21 protein-coding genes and 4 tRNA genes are annotated in these 23,244 nt (G+C 54.0%); 18 read left to right on the top strand and 7 right to left on the bottom strand.

Features of this window, described 5'->3' with window-relative positions:
- The 9 genes from wzxE (at position 1) to HV334_RS24540 (ending at position 6,619) form a co-directional block, all read left to right on the top strand.
- Positions 1 to 1,251, top strand: coding sequence for a lipid III flippase WzxE (gene wzxE / locus HV334_RS24580; RefSeq protein ID WP_075849020.1), 1,251 nt, complete (start codon positions 1 to 3; stop codon positions 1,249 to 1,251).
- Entirely contained in the window at positions 1,248 to 2,327 is a 1,080-nt protein-coding gene (locus tag HV334_RS24575) for a TDP-N-acetylfucosamine:lipid II N-acetylfucosaminyltransferase (protein ID WP_181221002.1), read from the top strand. Before wzxE ends, HV334_RS24575 begins: the two co-directional genes overlap by 4 nt.
- Positions 2,324 to 3,679, top strand: coding sequence for an ECA oligosaccharide polymerase (gene wzyE, locus HV334_RS24570; protein WP_016155117.1), 1,356 nt, complete (start codon positions 2,324 to 2,326; stop codon positions 3,677 to 3,679). Before HV334_RS24575 ends, wzyE begins: the two co-directional genes overlap by 4 nt.
- The gene (wecG, locus tag HV334_RS24565; protein WP_181221001.1) at positions 3,679 to 4,419 is read left to right on the top strand and encodes a lipopolysaccharide N-acetylmannosaminouronosyltransferase; all 741 of its coding nucleotides are present in this window, start codon (positions 3,679 to 3,681) and stop codon (positions 4,417 to 4,419) included. Before wzyE ends, wecG begins: the two co-directional genes overlap by 1 nt.
- A gap of 278 nt (positions 4,420 to 4,697) precedes the next feature.
- Complete coding sequence (locus HV334_RS24560; protein WP_016155119.1) at positions 4,698 to 6,083, top strand: amino acid permease; 1,386 nt, start codon at positions 4,698 to 4,700, stop codon at positions 6,081 to 6,083.
- Positions 6,084 to 6,185: 102 nt separating this feature from the next.
- Positions 6,186 to 6,262, top strand: a tRNA-Arg gene (locus HV334_RS24555).
- Between the two features lie 57 nt (positions 6,263 to 6,319).
- Positions 6,320 to 6,395: transfer RNA gene (locus HV334_RS24550), tRNA-His, on the top strand.
- Between the two features lie 20 nt (positions 6,396 to 6,415).
- Positions 6,416 to 6,501 (top strand) — tRNA-Leu (locus HV334_RS24545).
- Between the two features lie 41 nt (positions 6,502 to 6,542).
- A tRNA-Pro gene (locus HV334_RS24540) sits at positions 6,543 to 6,619 on the top strand.
- A 459-nt stretch (positions 6,620 to 7,078) separates the two neighbouring features.
- Here HV334_RS24540 and hemY read toward each other — a convergent pair.
- Genes hemY through hemC form a run of 4 tightly spaced genes read right to left on the bottom strand, consistent with a single transcriptional unit; the run spans position 7,079 to position 11,156 of the window.
- Positions 7,079 to 8,278, bottom strand: a complete 1,200-nt coding sequence (gene hemY / locus HV334_RS24535; protein ID WP_047499566.1) for a protoheme IX biogenesis protein HemY — start codon at positions 8,276 to 8,278, stop codon at positions 7,079 to 7,081.
- A gap of 2 nt (positions 8,279 to 8,280) precedes the next feature.
- A complete protein-coding gene (hemX, locus tag HV334_RS24530) occupies positions 8,281 to 9,456 on the bottom strand; it encodes a uroporphyrinogen-III C-methyltransferase (protein ID WP_019078439.1) in 1,176 nt (391 codons plus the stop codon).
- A gap of 21 nt (positions 9,457 to 9,477) precedes the next feature.
- Positions 9,478 to 10,218 carry a uroporphyrinogen-III synthase gene (gene hemD, locus HV334_RS24525; protein WP_016155122.1) on the bottom strand — a complete coding sequence of 247 codons (741 nt, stop codon included), beginning with the start codon at positions 10,216 to 10,218 and terminating at the stop codon, positions 9,478 to 9,480.
- Positions 10,215 to 11,156 (bottom strand): hydroxymethylbilane synthase, encoded by a 942-nt coding sequence (gene hemC, locus HV334_RS24520; protein ID WP_141876191.1) that lies wholly within the window; start codon positions 11,154 to 11,156, stop codon positions 10,215 to 10,217. The genes hemD and hemC overlap by 4 nt, the downstream gene beginning before the upstream one ends.
- A gap of 395 nt (positions 11,157 to 11,551) precedes the next feature.
- Between hemC and cyaA the strand changes: the two genes are divergently transcribed.
- Entirely contained in the window at positions 11,552 to 14,098 is a 2,547-nt protein-coding gene (gene cyaA / locus HV334_RS24515) for a class I adenylate cyclase (RefSeq protein ID WP_047499563.1), read from the top strand.
- A gap of 40 nt (positions 14,099 to 14,138) precedes the next feature.
- Here the strand turns inward: cyaA and cyaY are convergent, their stop codons facing one another.
- The gene (gene cyaY / locus HV334_RS24510; protein ID WP_003828967.1) at positions 14,139 to 14,459 is read right to left on the bottom strand and encodes an iron donor protein CyaY; all 321 of its coding nucleotides are present in this window, start codon (positions 14,457 to 14,459) and stop codon (positions 14,139 to 14,141) included.
- 138 nt (positions 14,460 to 14,597) lie between these two features.
- Here cyaY and HV334_RS24505 point away from each other — a divergent pair, with 138 nt between their 5' ends.
- From HV334_RS24505 to corA, 8 genes are all read left to right on the top strand, one after another.
- Complete coding sequence (locus tag HV334_RS24505; protein WP_003017937.1) at positions 14,598 to 14,801, top strand: lipoprotein; 204 nt, start codon at positions 14,598 to 14,600, stop codon at positions 14,799 to 14,801.
- A 48-nt stretch (positions 14,802 to 14,849) separates the two neighbouring features.
- Positions 14,850 to 15,674: a diaminopimelate epimerase gene (dapF, locus tag HV334_RS24500; protein WP_016155126.1), complete on the top strand. Its 825-nt coding sequence runs from the start codon at positions 14,850 to 14,852 to the stop codon at positions 15,672 to 15,674.
- Entirely contained in the window at positions 15,671 to 16,378 is a 708-nt protein-coding gene (locus tag HV334_RS24495; RefSeq protein ID WP_047358746.1) for a DUF484 domain-containing protein, read from the top strand. Before dapF ends, HV334_RS24495 begins: the two co-directional genes overlap by 4 nt.
- Positions 16,375 to 17,277 carry a tyrosine recombinase XerC gene (gene xerC / locus HV334_RS24490; protein ID WP_046274891.1) on the top strand — a complete coding sequence of 301 codons (903 nt, stop codon included), beginning with the start codon at positions 16,375 to 16,377 and terminating at the stop codon, positions 17,275 to 17,277. Before HV334_RS24495 ends, xerC begins: the two co-directional genes overlap by 4 nt.
- Positions 17,277 to 17,993 carry a 5-amino-6-(5-phospho-D-ribitylamino)uracil phosphatase YigB gene (yigB, locus tag HV334_RS24485; protein WP_016155129.1) on the top strand — a complete coding sequence of 239 codons (717 nt, stop codon included), beginning with the start codon at positions 17,277 to 17,279 and terminating at the stop codon, positions 17,991 to 17,993. The genes xerC and yigB overlap by 1 nt, the downstream gene beginning before the upstream one ends.
- Before the next feature lie 88 nt (positions 17,994 to 18,081).
- Positions 18,082 to 20,244, top strand: a complete 2,163-nt coding sequence (uvrD, locus tag HV334_RS24480) for a DNA helicase II (protein WP_003828957.1) — start codon at positions 18,082 to 18,084, stop codon at positions 20,242 to 20,244.
- A gap of 265 nt (positions 20,245 to 20,509) precedes the next feature.
- Complete coding sequence (gene ysgD / locus HV334_RS25190) at positions 20,510 to 20,566, top strand: YsgD/CorL family protein (RefSeq protein WP_212723238.1); 57 nt, start codon at positions 20,510 to 20,512, stop codon at positions 20,564 to 20,566.
- A 154-nt stretch (positions 20,567 to 20,720) separates the two neighbouring features.
- Positions 20,721 to 21,671, top strand: coding sequence for a magnesium/cobalt transporter CorA (gene corA / locus HV334_RS24475; protein WP_003017920.1), 951 nt, complete (start codon positions 20,721 to 20,723; stop codon positions 21,669 to 21,671).
- Positions 21,672 to 21,712: 41 nt separating this feature from the next.
- On the opposite strand, the gene rarD is transcribed toward corA, so the two are convergent.
- Positions 21,713 to 22,606, bottom strand: coding sequence for an EamA family transporter RarD (gene rarD, locus HV334_RS24470; RefSeq protein WP_016155131.1), 894 nt, complete (start codon positions 22,604 to 22,606; stop codon positions 21,713 to 21,715).
- A gap of 51 nt (positions 22,607 to 22,657) precedes the next feature.
- The gene (gene yigI, locus HV334_RS24465) at positions 22,658 to 23,125 is read right to left on the bottom strand and encodes an acyl-CoA thioesterase YigI (RefSeq protein ID WP_003017917.1); all 468 of its coding nucleotides are present in this window, start codon (positions 23,123 to 23,125) and stop codon (positions 22,658 to 22,660) included.
- Positions 23,126 to 23,244 lie beyond the last annotated feature (119 nt).

The following is a 23,244-nucleotide window of genomic DNA, read 5'->3' as shown; positions in this document are numbered from 1 at the left end:
ATGTCGCTTGCAAAAGCGTCCTTATGGACGGCGGCCAGTACGCTGGTAAAAATTGGTGCAGGTTTGCTGGTTGTGAAGTTGCTGGCGGTGTCGTTTGGACCGGCAGGCGTGGGGCAGGCGGGTAACTTCCGCCAGATGGTCACCGTGCTTGGCGTGTTGGCGGGGGCCGGCATTTTCAATGGCGTCACGAAATACGTTGCGCAGCATCATGACGATCCGGCCCGGCTCCGTAAGGTGGTCGGTACGTCTTCCGCGATGGTGCTGGGATTCTCTACGCTGATGGCGGTGATTTTTTTGCTGGCGGCCGCACCTATCAGTCAGGGATTATTTGGTCATACTCATTATCAGGGGCTGGTTCGACTGGTTGCGCTGGTGCAGATGGGCATTGCCTGGGCGAACCTGCTGCTGGCGCTGATGAAGGGCTTCCGCGATGCGGCGGGTAACGCGCTGTCGTTGATTGTGGGGAGCCTGGTGGGCGTAGCGGCTTATTATGGCTGTTATCGCCTGGGAGGGTATGAAGGCGCCTTGCTGGGCCTGGCGCTGGTACCTGCGCTGGTCGTTATCCCTGCCGCGATAATACTGATTAAGCGTGGGGCGATCCCCCTGCATTACCTGAAACCCTCGTGGGATAACGGTCTGGCAGGGCAGTTAAGCAAGTTTACGCTGATGGCGCTGATTACCTCCGTAACGCTGCCAGTGGCATACGTGATGATGCGAAACCTGTTGGCGGCGCAGTACAGCTGGGATGATGTGGGGATCTGGCAGGGGGTGAGCAGTATCTCCGATGCTTATCTGCAATTCATCACCGCCTCATTCAGCGTTTACTTGCTGCCGACGTTGTCGCGTTTGACTGAAAAGCGCGACATTACACGCGAAGTGATCAAGTCGTTGAAATTCGTGCTGCCGGCGGTTGCTGCCGCAAGCTTTACCGTCTGGCTACTGCGCGATTTTGCTATCTGGCTGCTTTTCTCCGCTAAATTCACCGCCATGCGCGACCTGTTCGCCTGGCAACTGGTCGGTGATGTGCTGAAAGTCGGCGCCTATGTTTTCGGTTATTTGGTGATCGCGAAAGCGTCGCTGCGGTTTTATATCTTGGCAGAAATTAGCCAGTTCATGTTATTGACGGCGTTTGCCCATTGGCTGATCCCTGCACATGGTGCGCTGGGCGCGGCACAGGCTTACATGGCAACGTACATTGTCTATTTCTCTCTTTGTTGTGGCGTGTTTTTACTCTGGCGTAGGCGGGTATGACTGTACTGATTCACGTTCTGGGATCGGATATCCCTCACCATAACCAAACCGTGCTGCGGTTTTTCAACGACTCGCTGGCCGCGACGAGCGAGCACGCGCGCACGTTTATGGTTGCAGGTCAGGATGCCGGATTCAGTGAGAACTGCCCGGCGTTATCGCTAAGCTTCTATGGTGGGAAAAAGGCGCTGGCTGAAGCGGTTATCGCGAAAGCAAAAGCGGATCGCCAACAGCGATTTTTCTTCCACGGTCAGTTCAACACCAGCCTGTGGTTAGCGCTGCTGAGCGGGGGAATTAAACCAGAGCAGTTTTACTGGCATATCTGGGGCGCGGATTTATATGAAGTCTCCAGTGGACTGAAATTTCGCCTGTTTTACCCCATTCGCCGTATGGCGCAGAACCGTGTGGGCTGCGTATTTGCCACGCGGGGTGATTTGAGCTATTTCGCCGAACATCATCCGCGCGTGCGTGGCGAGTTGCTCTATTTCCCAACGCGGATGGATCCCTCGCTCAATAATATGAGCAACGCGTGTCAGCGCAGCGGCAAGATGACGGTGCTGGTTGGCAACTCTGGCGATCGCAGCAATGAGCATATTGCCGCGCTACGCGCCGTCCATCAGCAGTTCGGCGACACGGTAAATGTGATTGTACCGATGGGGTACCCCGCCAATAATGCGGCTTATATCGACGAGGTTCGTCAGGCCGGCCTGGCATTGTTTAGCGCTGAGAATCTGCAAATTTTAAGTGAAAAGCTGGAATTTGATGCCTATCTGACATTATTACGTCAGTGTGATTTGGGTTACTTTATTTTTGCCCGTCAGCAGGGGATCGGTACCCTGTGTTTACTGATTCAGGCCGGTATCCCGTGCGTGCTCAACCGTGAAAATCCCTTCTGGCAGGATATGGTGGAACAGAATCTCCCGGTGTTATTTACCACTGATGAGCTCAATGAAGGCGTAGTACGCGAAGCGCAGCGCCAGTTGGCATCGGTAGATAAAAATACAATAACCTTCTTTAGCCCGAATTATCTGCAGCCGTGGCACAACGCGCTGCGCATTGCTTCAGGAGAAACTGTATGAGCCTGATGCAATTTAGCGGTCTGCTGGTGGTATGGCTGCTCTCCACCTTGTTTATCGCCACGCTGACCTGGTTTGAATTCCGCCGCGTGCGTTTTAACTTCAATGTTTTCTTCTCACTGCTGTTTTTGCTGACGTTCTTCTTCGGATTCCCGTTGACCAGCATACTGGTGTTCCGTTTTGATGTGGCAGTTGCTCCGCCGGAGATCCTGCTGCAGGCCTTGTTGTCAGCCGCCTGTTTCTATGCCGTCTACTACGTGACGTATAAAACCCGCCTTCGCAAGCGAGTCGAGGATAAGCCACGCAGGCCGCTATTTACCATCAATCGCGTTGAAGCGCATTTGACCTGGGTTATCCTGATGGCGATTGCATTGGTGAGCGTGGGCGTCTTCTTTATGCACAACGGATTCCTGCTGTTCAGACTGCAATCCTACAGCCAAATTTTTTCCAGCGAAGTCTCTGGGGTCGCTCTGAAGCGTTTCTTTTACTTCTTCATTCCGGCAATGTTGGTGGTCTATTTCCTGCGTCAGGACAGCAAAGCGTGGTTGTTCTTCCTGGTGAGTACCGTCGCGTTTGGTTTGCTGACCTATATGATTGTTGGCGGGACGCGCGCCAATATCATCATTGCGTTTGCCATCTTCTTGTTTATCGGCATCATTCGCGGCTGGATTTCGCTGTGGATGTTGGCCGCCGCGGGCGTGCTGGGTATCGTCGGGATGTTCTGGCTGGCGCTGAAGCGCTATGGGATGAACGTTAGCGGCGACGAGGCGTTCTATACCTTCCTGTACCTCACGCGCGACACCTTCTCGCCGTGGGAGAATCTGGCGCTGTTGCTGCAAAATTACCACAATATTGAGTTTCAAGGGCTGGCGCCGATTGTCCGTGACTTCTACGTCTTTATCCCCTCCTGGCTGTGGCCTGGGCGGCCGAGTATTGTCCTCAACTCAGCGAACTACTTTACCTGGGAAGTGTTGAACAACCACTCAGGTCTGGCGATTTCGCCGACGTTAATTGGTTCACTGGTGGTGATGGGCGGGGCGCTGTTTATCCCGTTAGGCGCGATTGTCGTTGGACTCATCATCAAGTGGTTTGACTGGCTGTATGAGTTAGGCAACCGCGAAACCAATCGCTACAAGGCGGCGATTCTGCACAGTTTCTGTTTTGGCGCTATTTTCAATATGATCGTGTTGGCACGTGAAGGGCTGGATTCGTTTGTCTCGCGAGTGGTCTTTTTCCTCGTGATTTTCGGCGTTTGTCTGCTGGTGGCAAAACTGCTGTTTTGGCTATTCGATAGTGCGGGACTCATCCATAAACGAATCAAATCGCTGCCCCGGACACAGATTGAAGGATCGTAATGACAGATAACACAACTGCGCCACTCTACTCGCTGCGCGGGTTACAATTGATTGGCTGGCGCGATATGCAGCATGCGCTAAATTACCTGTTTGCCGAGGGGCATCTCAGGCCTGGAACGCTGGTGGCAATCAACGCTGAGAAGATGCTGACGGCAGAAGATAACCCTGAAGTGCGGGATCTGATCAACGCTGCTGAGTTCAAATATGCGGATGGGATTAGCGTGGTGCGCTCAGTGCGCAAAAAATTCCCGCAGGCGCAGGTTTCACGCGTGGCAGGGGCTGATCTTTGGGAAGCGCTTATGGCGCGAGCCGGGCAGGAAGGAACGCCAGTCTTCCTGATTGGTGGCAAGCCTGAAGTTCTGGCGCAAACGGAAGCCAAACTGCGTGCCCAGTGGCGCGTGAATATTGTAGGCAGTCAGGACGGTTATTTTACCCCGGACCAGCGTCAGGCATTGTTTGAACGTATCCACGCCAGCGGTGCGCAGATTGTGACGGTGGCGATGGGCTCGCCGAAACAAGAGATCTTTATGCGTGACTGCCGGAAGACTCACCCTGAAGCACTGTATATGGGCGTGGGTGGTACCTACGACGTCTTTACCGGTCACGTTAAGCGTGCGCCGCGAATCTGGCAGACTCTGGGGCTGGAGTGGCTGTATCGCTTATTGTCGCAGCCAAGCCGTATCACTCGTCAACTTCGCTTATTACGCTATCTCCGCTGGCACTATACCGGCAACCTCTGACGCCCTCCCTCCTTTGATAAGTAGCGTGATCTGCTAATTACGCTACTTATTCACAACATAATCGCTGCTTTCTCGCACAATCTATTTATTTTTTGAATGCTTTAATTGCCATTTAAGCGATTTTAGGAAACCATTCGCAACAATCATTGCAGTGCCGTGGTGTTTTTGACGCCAACCGTTAAGCGGTCGGTGCCGTATGGCCTGTTATGGCATAACAAGATGTACCCATAACGAGAACCGGTAATACCGGACAGTATGCAAACACAACAAGAGGATTTATGGCCGAGAACAAACCTGAGCTACAGCGTGGGCTGGAGGCTCGTCACATCGAATTAATTGCCCTTGGGGGGACTATTGGCGTCGGGCTATTTATGGGGGCCGCCAGTACCCTGAAATGGGCGGGACCTTCGGTTCTGCTGGCATACATCGTCGCCGGGCTGTTCGTCTTTTTCATTATGCGTTCTATGGGGGAGATGTTATTCCTCGAGCCGGTTGCCGGTTCATTTGCTGTTTACGCTCATCGATATATGAGCCCCTTCTTTGGTTATCTCACTGCCTGGTCATACTGGTTTATGTGGATGGCGGTGGGGATATCAGAGATTACCGCCATCGGGGTGTACGTCCAGTTCTGGTTCCCGGAAATGGCACAATGGATACCCGCACTGATTGCTGTCGGACTGGTTGCGTTGGCAAATCTCGCCGCGGTTCGCCTGTATGGTGAAATTGAGTTCTGGTTTGCCATGATTAAAGTGACCACCATCATTGTGATGATCGTCATTGGATTAGGGGTGATTTTCTTCGGTTTTGGCAATGGCGGTCAGGCGATCGGCTTTGGCAACCTGACTGAGCACGGCGGCTTCTTTGCTGGTGGTTGGAAGGGCTTCCTGACGGCATTGTGTATTGTCGTGGCTTCTTACCAGGGCGTGGAGCTGATCGGCATTACTGCGGGTGAAGCGAAGAATCCGCAGGTCACGCTGCGGAGTGCAGTAGGGAAAGTGCTGTGGCGTATTCTGATTTTCTACGTCGGTGCGATTTTTGTTATCGTCACTATTTTCCCGTGGAATGAGATTGGCAGTAACGGTAGCCCGTTTGTTCTCACCTTTGCCAAGATTGGTATTACCGCCGCGGCAGGGATTATTAACTTTGTGGTCCTGACGGCGGCGCTGTCGGGCTGTAACAGTGGGATGTACAGCTGTGGGCGTATGCTTTACGCGCTGGCAAAGAATCGCCAGCTACCTGCCGCCGTTGGAAAAGTTTCGCGCCAGGGCGTGCCGGTTGCCGGCGTGGCTATTTCTATCGCGATCCTGCTGGTTGGTTCGTGCCTGAACTACATCATTCCCAACCCGCAGCGTGTGTTCGTTTATGTCTATAGCGCCAGCGTGCTGCCGGGGATGGTGCCGTGGTTTGTGATCCTGATAAGCCAGATACGTTTCCGTCAGGCGCATAAAGCGGCGATCGCCAGTCATCCCTTCCGCTCGATTCTGTTCCCGTGGGCGAACTATTTGACGATGGCGTTCCTGATTTGCGTATTAATCGGCATGTACTTTAATGAAGATACCCGAATGTCGCTGTTTGTTGGCATTATCTTCTTACTGGCCGTGACGCTCATTTATAAGGTTTTTGGCCTGAATCGTCATGGCACAGCCCAAAAATTGCAGGAATAAGCGACAAAACGCACAAACCATGACCAAACGATAATTTATTTTAAAAAAGCACTAGACAGCAGACCGAGACCTCCGTAATATCCAGCCCCGCAACGGCGCTAAGCGCCCGTAGCTCAGCTGGATAGAGCGCTGCCCTCCGGAGGCAGAGGTCTCAGGTTCGAATCCTGTCGGGCGCACCATTTAGTAATGGTGCCGGAGCTGCGGTGGTTTTAATACCGCGTAAAAGATTTGCAGTGGTGGCTATAGCTCAGTTGGTAGAGCCCTGGATTGTGATTCCAGTTGTCGTGGGTTCGAATCCCATTAGCCACCCCATTAATTTAAAGTTGTGAAATGCGAAGGTGGCGGAATTGGTAGACGCGCTAGCTTCAGGTGTTAGTGTCCTTAGGATGTGGGGGTTCGAGTCCCCCCCCTCGCACCACGACTTAAAGAATTGAACTAAAAATTCAAAAAGCAGTAAAACGGCGAGTAGCGCAGCTTGGTAGCGCAACTGGTTTGGGACCAGTGGGTCGGAGGTTCGAATCCTCTCTCGCCGACCAATTTTGAACCCCGCTTCGGCGGGGTTTTTTGTTTTCTAATTTTCCCTTCTCAGCCTTTATTTCCCCGAATTTCCTGATGTCTTAAAAAGTCCGGTTCCATTGTTTTTGCAGTGCAATCGTGGCATGCCTTGTGCAATAATATACGGGTAGATGCTCATTCCATCTCTTATGTTCGCCATCTGGCCTCATAAACTCAGGAATGATGCAGAGCCGTTTACGGTGCTTATCGTCCACAGACAGATGTCGCTCTGGCCTCATCAAACACCATGGACATAACGTTGAGTGAAGCACCCATTTATGTTGTCATACAGACCTGTTTAACGCCTGCTCCAAAAGAGCGGGCGTTTTTTTATGCATATACACCTCATCCTTCAAGTCGCCTCGAAGCATCTCGAATGATTTGGTGTATATGAAATAACGGTAGGCCCGGTAAGCGAAGCGTCACCGGGCAAGAAGGAATTACTGTGGGGGATTGTTGTTCTGCAGCGTCAACATCAGGCCATCACGACGCATGGTGGCGGCTTCTTCCGGCTGATGCAGTCTGTCCAGCGCGTCAGCAAGCCAGGCGTAGTCATAGGCATCTGGACGCTGTTTGAGAGCGGCACGGAAGGCGAACGTGGCTTCCTGCCATTCGCCGTGCTTCATTAGCGACTGGCCCAGCGTGCTCCACAGTAATGGGCGATCGCCGACGGCTTTAATCTGCTGGCGCAACACTTTTTCTATCTGTTCCGGGTTGTTGGTTTTCAGACGCGGGATCGGCAGCACCAGGCGGTCGTCATACTGGCGTTTAAGACCATCAATGATGACCTGCTGCGCCGTATCGTGATCGTCACACTCAATCAGATGTTCAGCCATTGCCACCTGCAGGGCAACCTGGTGACGGGTTTTACGGTTCTGGTTTTTCCACCATGCACGTAGCCCCTCGCTGCCCTGATCGGCGCGAACCTGATCCATCAGACCAACCCATGCCTGCTGTTCCAGCATCGCGCGGTGCTCGTCATCACCCACGTGCGCTTTTGCCATGGATGGAATGATATCCAGTAACGAACTCCATGCACCGGTACGAATGTAGGCCTGTTCAGCCAGACGCAGCACTTCCGGATGACGTGGTGTCACTTCCAGTAGTTTATCTACGCTGTGGCGTGCGGCGTGATTTTCATTACGTGCCAGCTGCAGGCGAACACGAGTGATTTCTACCGGGATCGTATCATTTCCGGCCAGTTCGGTAGCACGCTCAAGGTGTTGGTTGGCACGTGCTTCGTCACCGCGCTGTTGAGCCGCTTCTGCCGCCAGCAGGTAATTCACTACCGGCTGTTCTGCATGATCGGCGTTTTTCGACATCAGCTTTTCAACCTGCTGATAATCGCCTTCTGCCAGCTTGAGCAGCGCCTGCTCCGTCTGCTTACGGGCGCGACGACGCTTCCGACCGACAAACCATCCGCGGGTATGCGCGCCAGTGCGGAAAATTCGGCGCAGCAGCCATTCAATCGCAAACAAGACGACCATTGCGACGATCAGAATGATCACCAGACCCGTCACGCTGGTTTCGATATTGTAATTATCCGTCTGGATCAGTACGTAGCCCTGATGACCGGCAATCATTGGACCGACAACGATCCCGGCGATCAACAGCACAAAGAGCAATAATACTTTTAGCATCATTATTCTCCTTGCGGCGCAGTTGCCGGAGTTTCAGCTGAAGGCGCAGGAGCTGCTGCAACCGGCGCTGTGGCAGGCTGTGCCAGTAAATTACGTACGCGGGTCTGCATGAGCTTGTCGAGAAGCGCCTGGCTCTGCAGCGTTTCCGGTACGTCCATGCTGATGCTTTGTTGGCTCAGTTGGTCTACCTCTTCAAGGAAAGCTTTGGTGGCTGCATCGTCGGTGTCGTAGTAGGCGCGCACCCAGGTGGAGACGTTTTCCAGCGCCTGGCGATATGTTTCCTCCTGATGACGCGGCACGGCCTGGGCGGCCACTAACAGGCGAGAACGGATATTTTCACGTAAGTAAACGTCCTGGTTCGGTGCCAGCAGTGGGACGGCGGTTTCATCACGACGGCGAACGGTGATAAAGCTGTCCATAAAGTTCTGCCAGCTTTTTTGCAGATTGACGCGCCATTCGCTGATCGAGCTGGAAAGCTCGCTGCTGTCGGAATCCATCGGCGAATCGTCGGTGTCGTTGTCGGCCAGACGCAGATTATCAATCTGGTTAGAGAGCTGATTCACTTTCAGGATAATGCCGTCATAGTCGACCTGAGTCACCGCAGAGAGGCTCGCGATATCGTCGGTAATCGCGCGACGGGCGGTAATCAGGCTTGGGTCATTCATATCCGCCAGACTGGCGTCAGCGCTTTTCAGCAGCGCCGCGGCGGTAGTAACGTCCTGATCGCTCCATAATTTGCGACCGGCCAGTTTCACCAGAAAATCAGCCTGCGCCAGCAGCCATGTCCCGGCATCGCTGCCGGAGATAGTGGCGACTTTTTGCTGGACTTCGTCAAGCTGTTTGACCAGCGCGGCCTGCTGGCGAGCGGCTTCATCCAACTGCGTTGCCTGCTGCTTAATAATGCCTTCCAGCTCAGCTTTTTGGCTTTCTTGCGCTTTTTGCAACGCTGTAAGCTGGTTCGCCAGCGCATCGCTGGTTGCTGTCTGCGTTGTTGCCTGCTGTTTCCCCCAACCGTACAGCCCAACGCCTGCAGCCAGCGCAATAGCAATCGCCACAGCGCTCAGAATCAGCGCCGTGCTGTTCTTACTCTTTTTTTCAGTATTGACTGGCTGTGACGTGGTTTCCACGGCCTCCCTGGTCTCTTCAACCACGGCGGAGGATTTTTCTTGTTCCGTCATTATGGCATCCCATTATGAGAGTTATTGTAATGCGCGTAGTAGCGCATCGTTGTCGGCGTTATCAGCGACCTTAATATCTTGCCAGCCCAGTTCCCGGGCGAGGTGCGCCAGACGCTCACTGACGACCAGCAGCCGACAGCGTAGTAACCAGTGCTCACGATACCACTGCGGAATGAGCGACCAGAGCTGTTGTAGCATCTCTCCGCTGGTGACAACCACCGTGGTCACACCACGAGATTGCCAGCGCATCGCTTCTTCTGCACCATCGTAATATTTTGCACTGCGTTGATAACATTCACAAAAATCGACATCAGCTCCGCGTGCTGTTAGGGTTTCACCTATCAGCTCACGGCCACCATTGCCGCGTAATATCAGCGCGCGTTTTCCCGCAATATTTTGTAATTCAGGTAATTGTAGCAAGACTTCGCTAATTTCCCGATCCAGAGGGTAGTGAATATTGAAACCGCTAACGGTATGCAGCGCCAGCGCCGTTGTGCGACCAATGGCAAAATAACGCGGAAGGGAGGGCCAGCTTTTCCCCTGTTGCTGAAGCTCGGCATCTGCAAAGGTGACGGCGTGCTGCGAGAGGGCGAAGACCAGATCGTTTTCCGTTAGCGCCGACAGCCGGGAAGCAAGCGTTGCCAGCTCCCGACCGGGCGAAAACTCGATGAGCGGAAAGCTCCAGGCCACCTGCCCCAGTGTGCGCAGACGGCTCACTAACTCTTCCCCTGCGGGAGACGGGCGGGTGACCAGAATACTCATGCGGGGGCTTCTCCGTTGTAAACTTCAGCCAGAATGGTGCGCGCGCCGTTCTCCAGCAGCTCTTCAGCCAGAGAGATGCCCATCTGTTCAGCATCCTGCGCAGCGCCGCGACGTTCTCCGCATACCATCTGCGAACCGTCAGGCGCGCCGACCAGCGCCCGCAGCCAAATCTCACCGTTAATGAGTTCTGCATAACTGCCGATAGGGACCTGACATCCCCCTTCCAGGCGGGTATTCATGGCGCGTTCGGCTTTGACGCGCAGCGCCGTCTCTTCATGGTTGAGCGGCGCTAACAGCGCCTGAGTGCGCATATCATCCAGTCGACATTCTATGCCAACTGCGCCTTGCCCGACAGCGGGTAGGGAGACTTCCGGCGGCAGAGCGGTGCGGACTCGCGACTCAAGACCTAAACGTTTTAATCCGGCGACCGCCAGAATAATGGCGTCATAATCGCCGTTATCCAGTTTGCTCAGACGCGTACCTACGTTACCGCGCAGTGAACGGATGACGAGATCCGGGCGACGCTTTGCCAACTGGCACTGGCGACGCAAACTGGATGTCCCGACGATACTGCCTGCCGGGAGTTCATCCAGCGTGTTGTACTTATTTGAGACGAAAGCATCACGCGGATCCTCTCGCTCGCAAATGGTGACCAGTCCAAGACCGTCAGGGAATTCAACCGGCACATCCTTCATGGAATGCACGGCGATATCGGCGCGTTTTTCCAGCAGCGCGACTTCCAGCTCTTTAACAAACAACCCTTTCCCCCCGACTTTCGCCAGCGGGGTATCAAGGATCACATCGCCACGGGTTACCATCGGAACCAGTTCCACGATCAGACCGGGGTGGTTTGCCATTAAGGCGTCTTTGACATAATGTGCCTGCCAGAGCGCAAGGGGGCTTTGGCGTGTGGCAATTCTCAAAACATTGTCTAACATGCTTGTTACCGTCATTATCAATCATTGACCATCCTAACATCCTTATCAAAGGGATGTCAGCGTTACGCTCAAACGTGAGTGAGAGGAAAAGGCGCTGCATCATCACTGGCAGTGAATAATGACGAGAAACCTCCCGACCGTATGAAGGAATTTACACGTAACGAACGGTGCTACACTTGTATGTAGCGCATCTTTCTTTACGGTCAATGAGCAAGGTGTTAAATTGATCACGTTTTAGACCATTTTTTCGGCTGTACAGCATAAAAAAATATGGGCGAAAAAACAGGTAACGGTTATTTTTGACATACGGTTTATCCGAATTGATGACGATTATTGTGAGCCCTTGTGCCGCAGCAATCGACAACATGACGGATAGCAACATCAGGCGATACGTCTTGTACCTCTATATTGAGACTCTGAAACAGAGACTGGATGCCATAAATCAACTGCGTGTGGATCGCGCGCTTGCTGCCATGGGACCTGCCTTCCAGCAGGTATACAGTCTGCTGCCGACATTATTGCACTACCACCATCCGCTGATGCCGGGTTACCTTGATGGTAACGTTCCCAAAGGCATATGCCTTTACACGCCTGATGAAACCCAACGCCACTACCTGAACGAACTGGAACTGTACCGCGGTATGTCACCGCAGGATCCTCCCAAGGGCGAACTGCCTATCACCGGCGTTTACTCAATGGGCAGCACCTCTTCGGTAGGGCAAAGCTGTTCCTCTGACCTTGATATTTGGGTCTGCCATCAATCCTGGCTGGATAGCGAAGAGCGCCAACTGCTGCAGCGTAAATGTAGCCTGCTGGAAAGCTGGGCCGCCTCGCTGGGCGTGGAAGTCAGCTTCTTCCTGATTGATGAAAACCGTTTCCGCCACAATGAAAGCGGCAGTTTGGGTGGTGAAGACTGTGGCTCGACGCAGCATATCCTGTTGCTTGATGAATTCTATCGCACCGCTGTGCGTCTCGCGGGTAAGCGTATTCTGTGGAATATGGTGCCGGGCGACGAAGAAGAGCATTACGACGATTACGTCATGACGCTTTACGCACAGGGGGTGTTAACGCCAAACGAATGGCTGGATCTCGGCGGACTCAGTTCGCTCTCCGCCGAAGAGTACTTTGGCGCCAGCCTCTGGCAGCTGTACAAGAGTATCGACTCCCCGTACAAAGCGGTATTGAAAACGCTGCTGCTGGAAGCTTATTCCTGGGAATACCCCAATCCACGCCTGTTGGCGAAAGATATTAAACAGCGCCTGCACGATGGTGAGATCGTCTCTTTTGGTCTCGACCCTTACTGCATGATGCTGGAGCGCGTTACCGAGTACCTCACGGCGATCGAAGACCCGACTCGTCTGGATTTAGTGCGTCGATGTTTCTACTTAAAAGTGTGTGAGAAACTGAGCCGCGAGCGCGCCTGCGTGGGCTGGCGTCGTGAAGTATTAAGTCAGTTAGTGAAAGAGTGGGGCTGGGATGACGCCCGTCTGACTATGCTGGATAACCGCGCTAACTGGAAGATTGACCAGGTACGCGAAGCGCATAACGAACTGCTCGATGCGATGATGCAGAGCTATCGTAACCTGATCCGTTTTGCCCGCCGAAATAACCTCAGCGTGAGCGCCAGCCCGCAGGATATCGGCGTGCTGACCCGTAAACTGTATGCCGCGTTTGAAGCATTACCAGGTAAAGTAACGCTGGTGAACCCGCAGATATCTCCGGATCTCTCGGAACCGAATCTGACCTTTATCCATGTGCCGCCGGGCCGTGCCAACCGTTCGGGTTGGTATCTCTATAACCGCGCGCCTAACATGGACTCGATCATCAGCCATCAGCCGCTGGAATATAACCGCTACCTCAATAAACTGGTGGCGTGGGCCTGGTTCAACGGCCTGCTGACCTCGCGTACGCATTTATTTATTAAGGGCAACGGCATTGTTGATTTGCCGAAGCTGCAAGAAATGGTCGCCGACGTGTCGCACCACTTCCCGCTGCGACTGCCAGCGCCAACGCCGAAAGCGCTCTATAGCCCATGCGAGATTCGCCACCTGGCGATTATCGTTAACCTTGAATATGACCCGACGGCAGCATTTCGCAATCAGGTGGTACATTTTGATTTCCGTAAGCTGGACGTCTTCAGCTTTGGTGAAGAACAAAATTGCCTGGTGGGTAGCGTCGACCTGCTGTACCGCAACTCGTGGAATGAAGTGCGTACGCTGCACTTCAACGGTGAGCAGGCGATGATTGAAGCGTTAAAAACGATTCTGGGCAAAATGCACCAGGATGCCGCGCCGCCGGATAGCGTCGAGGTTTTCTGCTATAGCCAGCATCTGCGCGGTTTAATTCGCACCCGCGTGCAGCAACTGGTGTCTGAGTGCATCGAGTTGCGCCTCTCCAGCACCCGTCAGGAAACCGGACGCTTCAAAGCGCTGCGCGTTTCTGGTCAGACGTGGGGTCTGTTCTTCGAGCGCCTGAACGTTTCGGTACAGAAGCTGGAAAACGCGATTGAATTTTATGGCGCGATTTCACATAACAAACTGCACGGGCTTTCCGTTCAGGTTGAGACCAATCATGTGAAACTCCCGTCAGTGGTTGACGGTTTTGCCAGCGAAGGGATCATTCAGTTCTTTTTCGAAGAAACGGGTGATGAGCAGGGCTTTAATATCTACATTCTGGATGAGAGTAATCGGGCTGAGGTGTATCACCACTGCGAAGGCAGCAAAGAGGAGCTGGTACGCGATGTCAGCCGTTTCTACTCGTCGTCGCACGATCGCTTTACCTACGGCTCCAGCTTCATCAACTTTAACCTGCCGCAGTTCTATCAGATTGTGAAAACCGACGGGCGCGCGCAGGTGATCCCGTTCCGTACCCAGCCGATTAGCGCCGTGCCGCCCGTCAGTCAGGAAAACGACACTCCGCAGTTACAGCAGTATTTCTCGTGAGCATGATGCCGGATAAGCGAAGCGTATCCGGCAATAAAACTTAACGGAAGCTCACCTCTTCACCCGCCTGCTGTGTCGCCGCCTGTTCTAGCAGATCCCAGAACGTTTCGCCGCTACGATCGCAGATCCACTCGTCGCCTTTCAGGTCAAAGTGGTAGCCGCCCTGTTTGGTCGCCAGCCACACCTGATGCAGCGGCTCCTGACGGTTAATAATAATTTTGCTGCCGTTTTCGAAGCTGATGGTCAGCACGCCGCCGTTGATCTCACAATCGATATCGCTGTCGCCGTCCCAGTCATCCAGACGCTCTTCAATGGTCATCCACAGGGTGTCAGCAAGGCGATGAAATTCACTGTCGTTCATTTTCTTATCCTGTTTTTCGTGATGACGGCAGTATAACCTGAAACAAAACGCGTTGCAGATTACAGGCTAACTCTTGCTTTTACGCCTTCTCCTGCGATGATAGAAAACAGAAAGCATGAACTTTACAGGCAATCGATAATGAAAAACGTGTTAAAGCCACTCGCTGTCATTTTTACTCTGTTCAGCCTGACGGGCTGTGGGCTAAAAGGCCCGCTCTATTTCCCGCCAGCAGATAAAACCGCGCCGCCTCCGACCAAGAGCGTTCAGCCGCAATCGCAATCCACCACGCCAGAGAAAAACGATCGTGGGATTAGTGACGGACCTTCCCAGGTGAATTACTGACGGCAGGAATAGATGTATATTTCTGTACCCGCGTGAACGGAGTGAATGATGCAATTCTCTAAAATGCATGGCCTTGGCAACGATTTTATGGTCGTCGACGCGGTAACGCAGAATGTCTTTTTCTCACCAGAGCTGATCCGCCGCCTGTCCGACAGGCATCTCGGCGTTGGATTTGATCAACTGCTGGTGGTTGAACCTCCGTATGATCCGGAGCTGGATTTCCACTACCGTATTTTTAATGCCGACGGTAGTGAAGTGTCACAGTGTGGCAATGGCGCCCGCTGTTTTGCCCGCTTTGTTCGCCTGAAAGGGCTGACCAATAAGCGTGATATTCGCGTCAGTACCGCTAATGGTCGTATGGTATTAACCGTAACCGACGACGAGCTGGTACGGGTGAATATGGGTGAACCCAATTTTGAACCCGCGCAGGTTCCGTTTCGCGCCAACAAAGCAGAGAAGACCTATATTATGCGCGTGGCTGAACAGACAGTATTGTGCGGCGTGGTTTCAATGGGGAACCCGCACTGCGTAATTCAGGTTGATGATGTTGATACGGCCACGGTAGAAACGTTGGGGCCGGTTCTGGAAAGTCACGAACGCTTTCCTGAACGCGCCAATATCGGATTTATGCAGGTGGTAAAGCGCGAGCATATCCGGCTGCGCGTCTATGAGCGCGGCGCGGGTGAAACGCAGGCCTGCGGCAGCGGTGCGTGCGCCGCTGTTGCGGTTGGTATCCAGCAGGGCCTGCTGGCAGAAGAAGTGAGGGTGGAATTACCGGGCGGTCGACTTGATATCGCCTGGAAAGGTCCGGGTCATCCGCTGTATATGACTGGCCCGGCGGCACATGTCTACGACGGATTTATTCACTTATGAAGCAACCAGGGGAAGAACTACAGGAAACGCTCATGGAGCTGGACGACCGGGCGGTCGTCGATTACCTGCAACGTAATCCTGAGTTTTTTATCCGTAATGCCCAGGCAGTTGAAGCGATGCGTGTTCCACACCCGGTGCGGGGCACGGTCTCTTTAGTGGAATGGCATATGGCGCGGGCACGTAATCATATTAACGTGCTGGAAGAGAATATGGCGTTGTTGATGGAACAAGCCAACGCCAATGAAAGCCTGTTCTATCGTCTGTTAAATCTGCAAGCACGGCTGGTATCGGCCAGCAGTCTTGACGACATGCTGATGCGATTTCATCGCTGGGCGCGTGAGTTAGGGCTGGCTGGGGCGACGGTTCGTCTGTTCCCGGATCGCTGGCGACTTGGTGCGCCATCAAAATTCACTCATCTGGCATTAAGCCGTCAGGCTTTTGAACCGCTGCGTATTCAGCGTCTGGGCCAGTCACTGCACTATCTTGGACCGCTCAATGGCCCGGAACTTCTGGTCATGATGCCCGAAGCGAAAGCAATAGGCTCGGTGGCGATGTCGATGTTGGGGCAAGATGGATCCCTGGGCGTGATGCTGTTCAGCAGTCGCGACGTTAATCATTACCAGCAGGGGCAAGGTACGCAATTACTGCAGGAAATCTCGCTGATGTTGCCGGAGCTGCTGGAGCGCTGGATTGAACGCGTATGACCGATTCACCCCTTTCTCAGGATGTGGCGCGCTTTTTACGCTATCTGGGCGTTGAGCGGCAGCTTAGCCCGATCACATTGCTGAATTATCAGCGTCAGCTTGATGCCATCATTGCGTTAGCCGGAGAGACCGGTCTGCAAAGCTGGCAACAATGTGACGCTTCGATGGTACGCAGTTTTGCCGTGCGCAGCCGTCGTAAAGGGCTGGGGCCGGCGAGCCTGGCGCTGCGTCTCTCCGCATTGCGCAGTTTCTTTGACTGGCTGGTTAATCAGGGCGAGCTGAAAGCCAATCCCGCAAAAAGTGTTTCCGCGCCGAAAGCACCGCGTCATCTACCTAAAAATATCGATGTCGACGACGTTAATCGTCTGCTGGATATCGACCTCAACGATCCCCTCGCCGTGCGCGACCGGGCAATGTTAGAAGTGATGTACGGCGCAGGGCTGCGTTTGTCTGAACTGGTTGGGCTGGATATTAAACATCTCGATCTCGACACCGGCGAAGTATGGGTGATGGGGAAGGGCAGTAAAGAACGTCGCCTGCCAATTGGCCGCAATGCAGTGGCGTGGATTGAGCACTGGCTGGACCTGCGGGGGCTATTTGGCAGCGATGACGATGCGTTATTCCTGTCAAAACTGGGCAAACGCATTTCTGCGCGTAATGTGCAAAAACGCTTTGCGGAATGGGGGATCAAACAGGGGCTGAACAGCCACGTACATCCCCACAAATTGCGCCACTCTTTTGCGACGCATATGCTGGAGTCGAGCGGCGATCTGCGCGGGGTACAGGAGTTATTGGGGCATGCTAATCTCTCCACTACCCAAATCTATACCCATCTTGATTTTCAACACCTGGCTTCAGTGTACGATGCGGCGCATCCGCGCGCCAAACGGGGGAAATAATGCGTTTTTACCGGCCTTTGGGGCGCATTTCTGCGCTCACCTTTGACCTTGATGACACCCTTTACGATAACCGTCCCGTTATCACACGCACCGAGCAGGAAGCGCTCGCGTTTGTACAGAATTACCATCCGGCGTTGAATTCGCTGCAAAATAGCGACCTACAGCGCTTACGTCAGGCCGTTCGCGACGCTGAGCCGGAAATCTACCACGACGTTACCCAATGGCGTCACCGCGCCGTAGAGCGCGCTATGCTGGAGGCGGGATTGTCAGAAGCAGAAGCCAGAATGGGGGCAAATGCGGCGATGATGAATTTCGCCAAATGGCGTAGCCGCATTGACGTCCCGCAGGCGACGCATGACACGCTGAAGGCGCTGGCCCGCAAATGGCCGCTGGTGGCGATCACCAACGGTAACGCGCAGCCAGAACTGTTCGGCCTGGGCGATTACTTTGAGTTTGTGCTGCGCGCCGGTCCCGACGGGCGATCAAAACCGTTCAGCGACATGTATGCGCTGGCGGCGGATAAACTGAAAATGCCTGTGGCTGAGATTCTGCATGTGGGCGATGACCTGACGACAGACGTGGCGGGGGCCATCCGTTGCGGTATGCAGGCCTGCTGGATCAAACCGGAAAATGCCGACCTGATGCAAACCGCAGACAGCCGTTTGCTGCCGCATATCGAAATTTCACAGTTGGCATCTCTGACCTCGCTGATATAATCACCAGCAGAACTCTGTATATATACCCAGCTTTTTGGCGGATGGCGCTACGCTTATCCGCCTTACCTACTTTTACGCGGCGGTGCCAATGGACGTTTCTTACCTGCTCGACAGCCTTAATGATAAACAGCGTGAAGCGGTGGCCGCGCCACGCAGCAACATGCTGGTTTTGGCCGGCGCGGGGAGTGGTAAAACTCGCGTGCTGGTGCACCGTATCGCCTGGTTACTGACGGTAGAGAACAATTCGCCATACTCCATTATGGCGGTGACCTTTACCAACAAAGCAGCGGCGGAAATGCGCCACCGTATTGGCCAGATCATGGGAACCAGCCAGGGCGGTATGTGGGTGGGTACATTCCACGGTCTGGCGCACCGTCTGCTGCGCGCGCACCATATGGATGCGAACCTGCCGCAGGATTTCCAGATCCTCGACAGTGAAGACCAATTGCGTTTGCTCAAGCGTTTGATCAAGGCGATGAATCTTGATGAGAAGCAGTGGCCGCCGCGTCAGGCGATGTGGTTTATCAATAGCCAGAAAGACGAAGGGCTGCGCCCGCACCATCTGCAGAGCTATGGCAACCCGGTTGAGCAAACCTGGCAAAAGGTGTATCAGGCCTATCAGGAAGCGTGTGATCGCGCGGGGCTGGTGGATTTCGCCGAGCTGTTGCTGCGCGCCCATGAACTGTGGCTCAACAAGCCGCATATCCTGCAGCACTACCGCGAACGCTTTACCAATATCCTGGTGGACGAATTCCAGGATACCAACAACATTCAGTACGCCTGGATCCGCCTGCTGGCGGGCGATACCGGCAAAGTGATGATCGTTGGCGATGATGACCAGTCGATCTACGGCTGGCGCGGGGCGCAGGTGGAAAACATCCAGCGCTTCCTCACGGATTTCCCGGGCGCAGAAACCATTCGCCTGGAGCAGAACTACCGCTCGACCAACAACATCCTCAGCGCGGCCAACGCCCTGATTGAAAACAACAACGGGCGTTTGGGTAAAAAGCTGTGGACCGATGGCGTCGACGGCGAACCAATCTCACTGTACTGCGCGTTCAACGAACTCGATGAAGCGCGTTTTGTGGTCAATCGTATCAAAACCTGGCAGGACAACGGCGGTGCGCTGGAACAGTGCGCCATTCTTTATCGCAGCAACGCCCAGTCGCGCGTGCTGGAAGAGGCGTTGTTACAAGCCAGCATGCCGTACCGTATCTATGGTGGGATGCGCTTCTTCGAACGCCAGGAAATCAAAGATGCGCTCTCTTACCTGCGCCTGATCGCTAACCGCAATGACGACGCTGCATTCGAACGCGTGGTGAATACGCCAACCCGCGGGATTGGCGATCGTACATTAGATGTCGTGCGTCAGACCTCCCGTGACCGCCAGCTTACGTTGTGGCAGGCCTGTCGTGAGCTGTTGCAGGAAAAAGCCCTCGCGGGTCGCGCCGCCAGCGCCTTACAGCGTTTTATGGAGCTGATCGATGCGCTGGCGCAGGAGACCGCCGATATGCCGCTGCACGTGCAGACTGACCGGGTGATTAAAGACTCCGGCCTGCGCATGATGTACGAGCAGGAAAAAGGCGAGAAGGGTCAGACGCGTATCGAAAACTTAGACGAACTGGTGACGGCAACGCGCCAGTTCAGCTACAACGAAGAAGACGAAGACTTAATGCCGCTACAGGCGTTCCTGTCACACGCCGCGCTGGAAGCAGGCGAAGGGCAGGCGGATACCTGGCAGGATGCGGTACAATTGATGACGCTGCACTCGGCGAAAGGTCTGGAGTTCCCGCAGGTATTTATCGTGGGTATGGAAGAAGGCATGTTCCCCAGCCAGATGTCGCTGGACGAAGGTGGGCGCCTCGAAGAAGAGCGCCGCCTGGCTTACGTAGGCGTGACCCGCGCGATGCAAAAGCTGACGCTGACCTACGCCGAAACGCGTCGTCTGTACGGCAAAGAGGTTTACCACCGTCCGTCGCGCTTTATCGGCGAACTGCCGGAAGCGTGCGTTGAAGAGGTTCGCCTGCGCGCCACGGTTAGCCGTCCGGTGAGCCATCAGCGGATGGGCACGCCAATGGCGGAAAATGATACCGGCTACAAGCTCGGCCAGCGCGTGCGCCACGCTAAGTTTGGTGAGGGCACCATCGTCAATCTGGAAGGAAGCGGTGAGCATAGTCGTTTGCAGGTCGCGTTCCAGGGGCAAGGGATCAAATGGCTGGTGGCAGCCTACGCCAGACTGGAAACGGTTTGATCGGTTTGGCTTTGCCGGATGGCGACGCTGGCGCGTCTTATCCGGCCTACAGACCGGGTAACATTTTGATTTCCAGGCCGGACAAGGCGAAGCCGCCATCCCGCTATCTGTCGGTTAATATTCTGAAATCATAGATAAATAATTCCCCTCTGCTAACCTTTCTGTATAAGGGGAAATTATTACTTTTTCGCCATCCGTTGCGTGTTGACGTCAAAATTTTGCTGGCGTAACATGCGCGCACGATTACGCTAAGAGGACATTCGCCTTGGACACACCCAGTAGATACTGGCTCATTATCCTGTCATCCAGGATCAACTCCTAAGGCTATCCCTTTTTGCTGATAGCCTTCGCGGTTGTCAGCGACCTTCTGTTTTTTCCCGTCGCGCTGAGTCAGGCTGTTTAATGGTCTGAAACCCAATTTGTTTCTGTGTGCCCTCCGAACTGTCCGATAATTTTTTGCATTGGGAGTCCCGGTCATGCTGAGCGCATTTCAACTGGAAAACAATCGTTTAACTCGCCTTGAGGCAGACGAGATCGAGCACCTGGCCAGTTCGGTTTGGGTCGATTTAGTCGAGCCGGATGACGAAGAACGAAACCGTGTGCAAAAGGACTTGGGCCAGAATCTGGCTACGCGCCCTGAACTGGAAGACATCGAAGCATCTGCGCGTTTTTTTGAAGACGAAGACGGTCTGCACATTCACTCCTTCTTCTTCTATGAAGATGCCGACGATCACGCGGGTAACTCAACCGTCGCATTTACCATTCGCGAAGGTCGCCTGTTTACTCTGCGCGAGCGCGAGCTGCCGGCATTTCGCCTGTACCGCATGCGTGCGCGTAATCAGGCGATGGTGGATGGCAATGCCTACGAGCTGCTGCTCGACCTGTTTGAAACTAAAATTGAACAGTTGGCGGATGAGATCGAAAATATCTACAGCGACCTGGAAAAACTCAGCCGTGTGATCATGGAAGGGCGTCAGGGTGATGAATATGACGAAGCGCTTTCGACGCTGGCGGAACTGGAAGATATCGGCTGGAAGGTCCGCCTGTGTCTGATGGATACCCAGCGCGCACTGAACTTCCTGGTGCGTAAAGCGCGTTTGCCGGGGAGTCAGCTGGAACAGGCGCGCGAGATTCTGCGCGATATCGAATCCCTGCTGCCGCACAACGAATCACTGTTCCAGAAGGTTAACTTCCTGATGCAGGCGGCGATGGGCTTTATCAATATCGAGCAGAACCGCATCATCAAGATCTTCTCGGTGGTCTCTGTGGTGTTCCTGCCGCCGACGCTGGTGGCTTCCAGCTACGGGATGAACTTTGAGTTCATGCCGGAACTGCACTGGAGCTTCGGTTACCCAGGGGCGATTGTCTTTATGATGCTCGCGGGTCTGGCACCGTATCTGTACTTTAAGCGCAAGAACTGGCTGTAATGGCTGTGCCGGATGGCGGTTACGCCTTATCCGGCACTTCTTCAGCTCCGACGTACCCGTCGTTGCGTATAAATCGCATCCATCACGAAAACTGCCAGCGCCACCCAGATAAACGCAAACGTGACCATTTTATCCGCTCCCGGAACTTCACCGTAGAAAGTGACGGCCAGCAGGAACATTAGCGTGGGTCCGATATACTGGAAGAAACCCAGCGTGGACAGACGCAGGCGGGTCGCCGCGCCGGTAAAACACAGCAGCGGAATGGTGGTCACGACACCTGCAGCAATCAGCAGCAGATTGAGCGACATGGGGTTTTGCCCCATATGGCTGGTTGGGCTGTCCGCAATGCCAAACAGATAGATGGCCGCAACAGGTAAAAGCCACAGGGTTTCGATCAGCATGCCGGTTTGTGCTTCGACGGCAATCTTCTTGCGTACCAGACCATAGAAAGCAAAACTGAACGCCAGGCCCAACGCGATGATTGGCAGCGATCCGAAGGTCCACAGCTGTACCAGTACGCCGCAGGCGGCTAACAGTACCGCCAGCCACTGCATGCGACGAAAGCGCTCGCCGAGGAAAAGCATTCCCAGCACAATATTCACCAGCGGGTTAATAAAATAGCCCAGGCTGGCTTCCAGCATATGATGATTATTGACCGCCCAAATGAACAGCAGCCAGTTTCCACCGATGAGCACTGCAGAGAGCGCCAGCAGGAAGATCTTCTTTGGCGTTTGTAGCAGCGTTTTGATGCCCGACCACTGGCGGCTGATGCTCATCAGTACCACCATAAAGAAAAATGACCAGATGACGCGATGCGTCAGGATCTCATCCGCCGGGACATAGTAAATCAGCTTGAAGTAGGCAGGAGCGATACCCCAAATAAAATAAGCAGCAAGAGCGAGTAACACGCCCTGCCGCGTTTGTTTAGCATCCATCGGGAAAACTCATTTCAGAAATGTAACAGCAGTTTACCTTTTTTTGAGCACTTACCCCACCATATAAGTGGCGGTTGCGCTGGCAATATAAAGCTGTTCTTCGTTATGCAGTTCCACGCGCGCAACGGCGACTTTATTCCCCGCCCGCAGCAGGCTACTGGTGGCGGTAAAGCGATTTCCTCTCCCCGGGCGCAGGTAATCAACGCGCAAATCGATTGTCCCCATACGTGACATTCGCTGACGCAGTTCGTCCTCGCTGATCGTCTCATGGCGGGTCAGCGTACTGCCAACGCACACCAGCCCGGCGGCAACGTCCAGCGCCGACGCGATCACGCCGCCATGCAGAATGCTTTGCGCCCAGTTGCCGACCATCATCGGTTGATTATTAAAGGCTAATTGAGCAAATTCTTTCTCATAGCGTTCAAGCTCCAGACCCAGCGCCCGGTTAAACGGCATATGATAGACAAACATTTCACCCACTAACTTCAGCGCTTCCTCAGCAGTAAGTACGGCAGACATACGATCCCTACATCTCAATGGTTAATGAAATGTTGATATTATGCTTATTATTTGTTGTTTTCTACTTTAGGACGGGATAACTAACGAGGAACTCGCTAAGTATGTAGAATACTTGCCAG

It is taken from the genome of Citrobacter sp. RHBSTW-00944 (assembly GCF_013615435.1).
In the GTDB taxonomy this organism is placed as follows: Bacteria; Pseudomonadota; Gammaproteobacteria; order Enterobacterales; family Enterobacteriaceae; genus Citrobacter; species Citrobacter braakii.
Note: the sequence above shows the minus strand (reverse complement) of the source record. Positions and strands in the feature narration are given on the sequence as shown.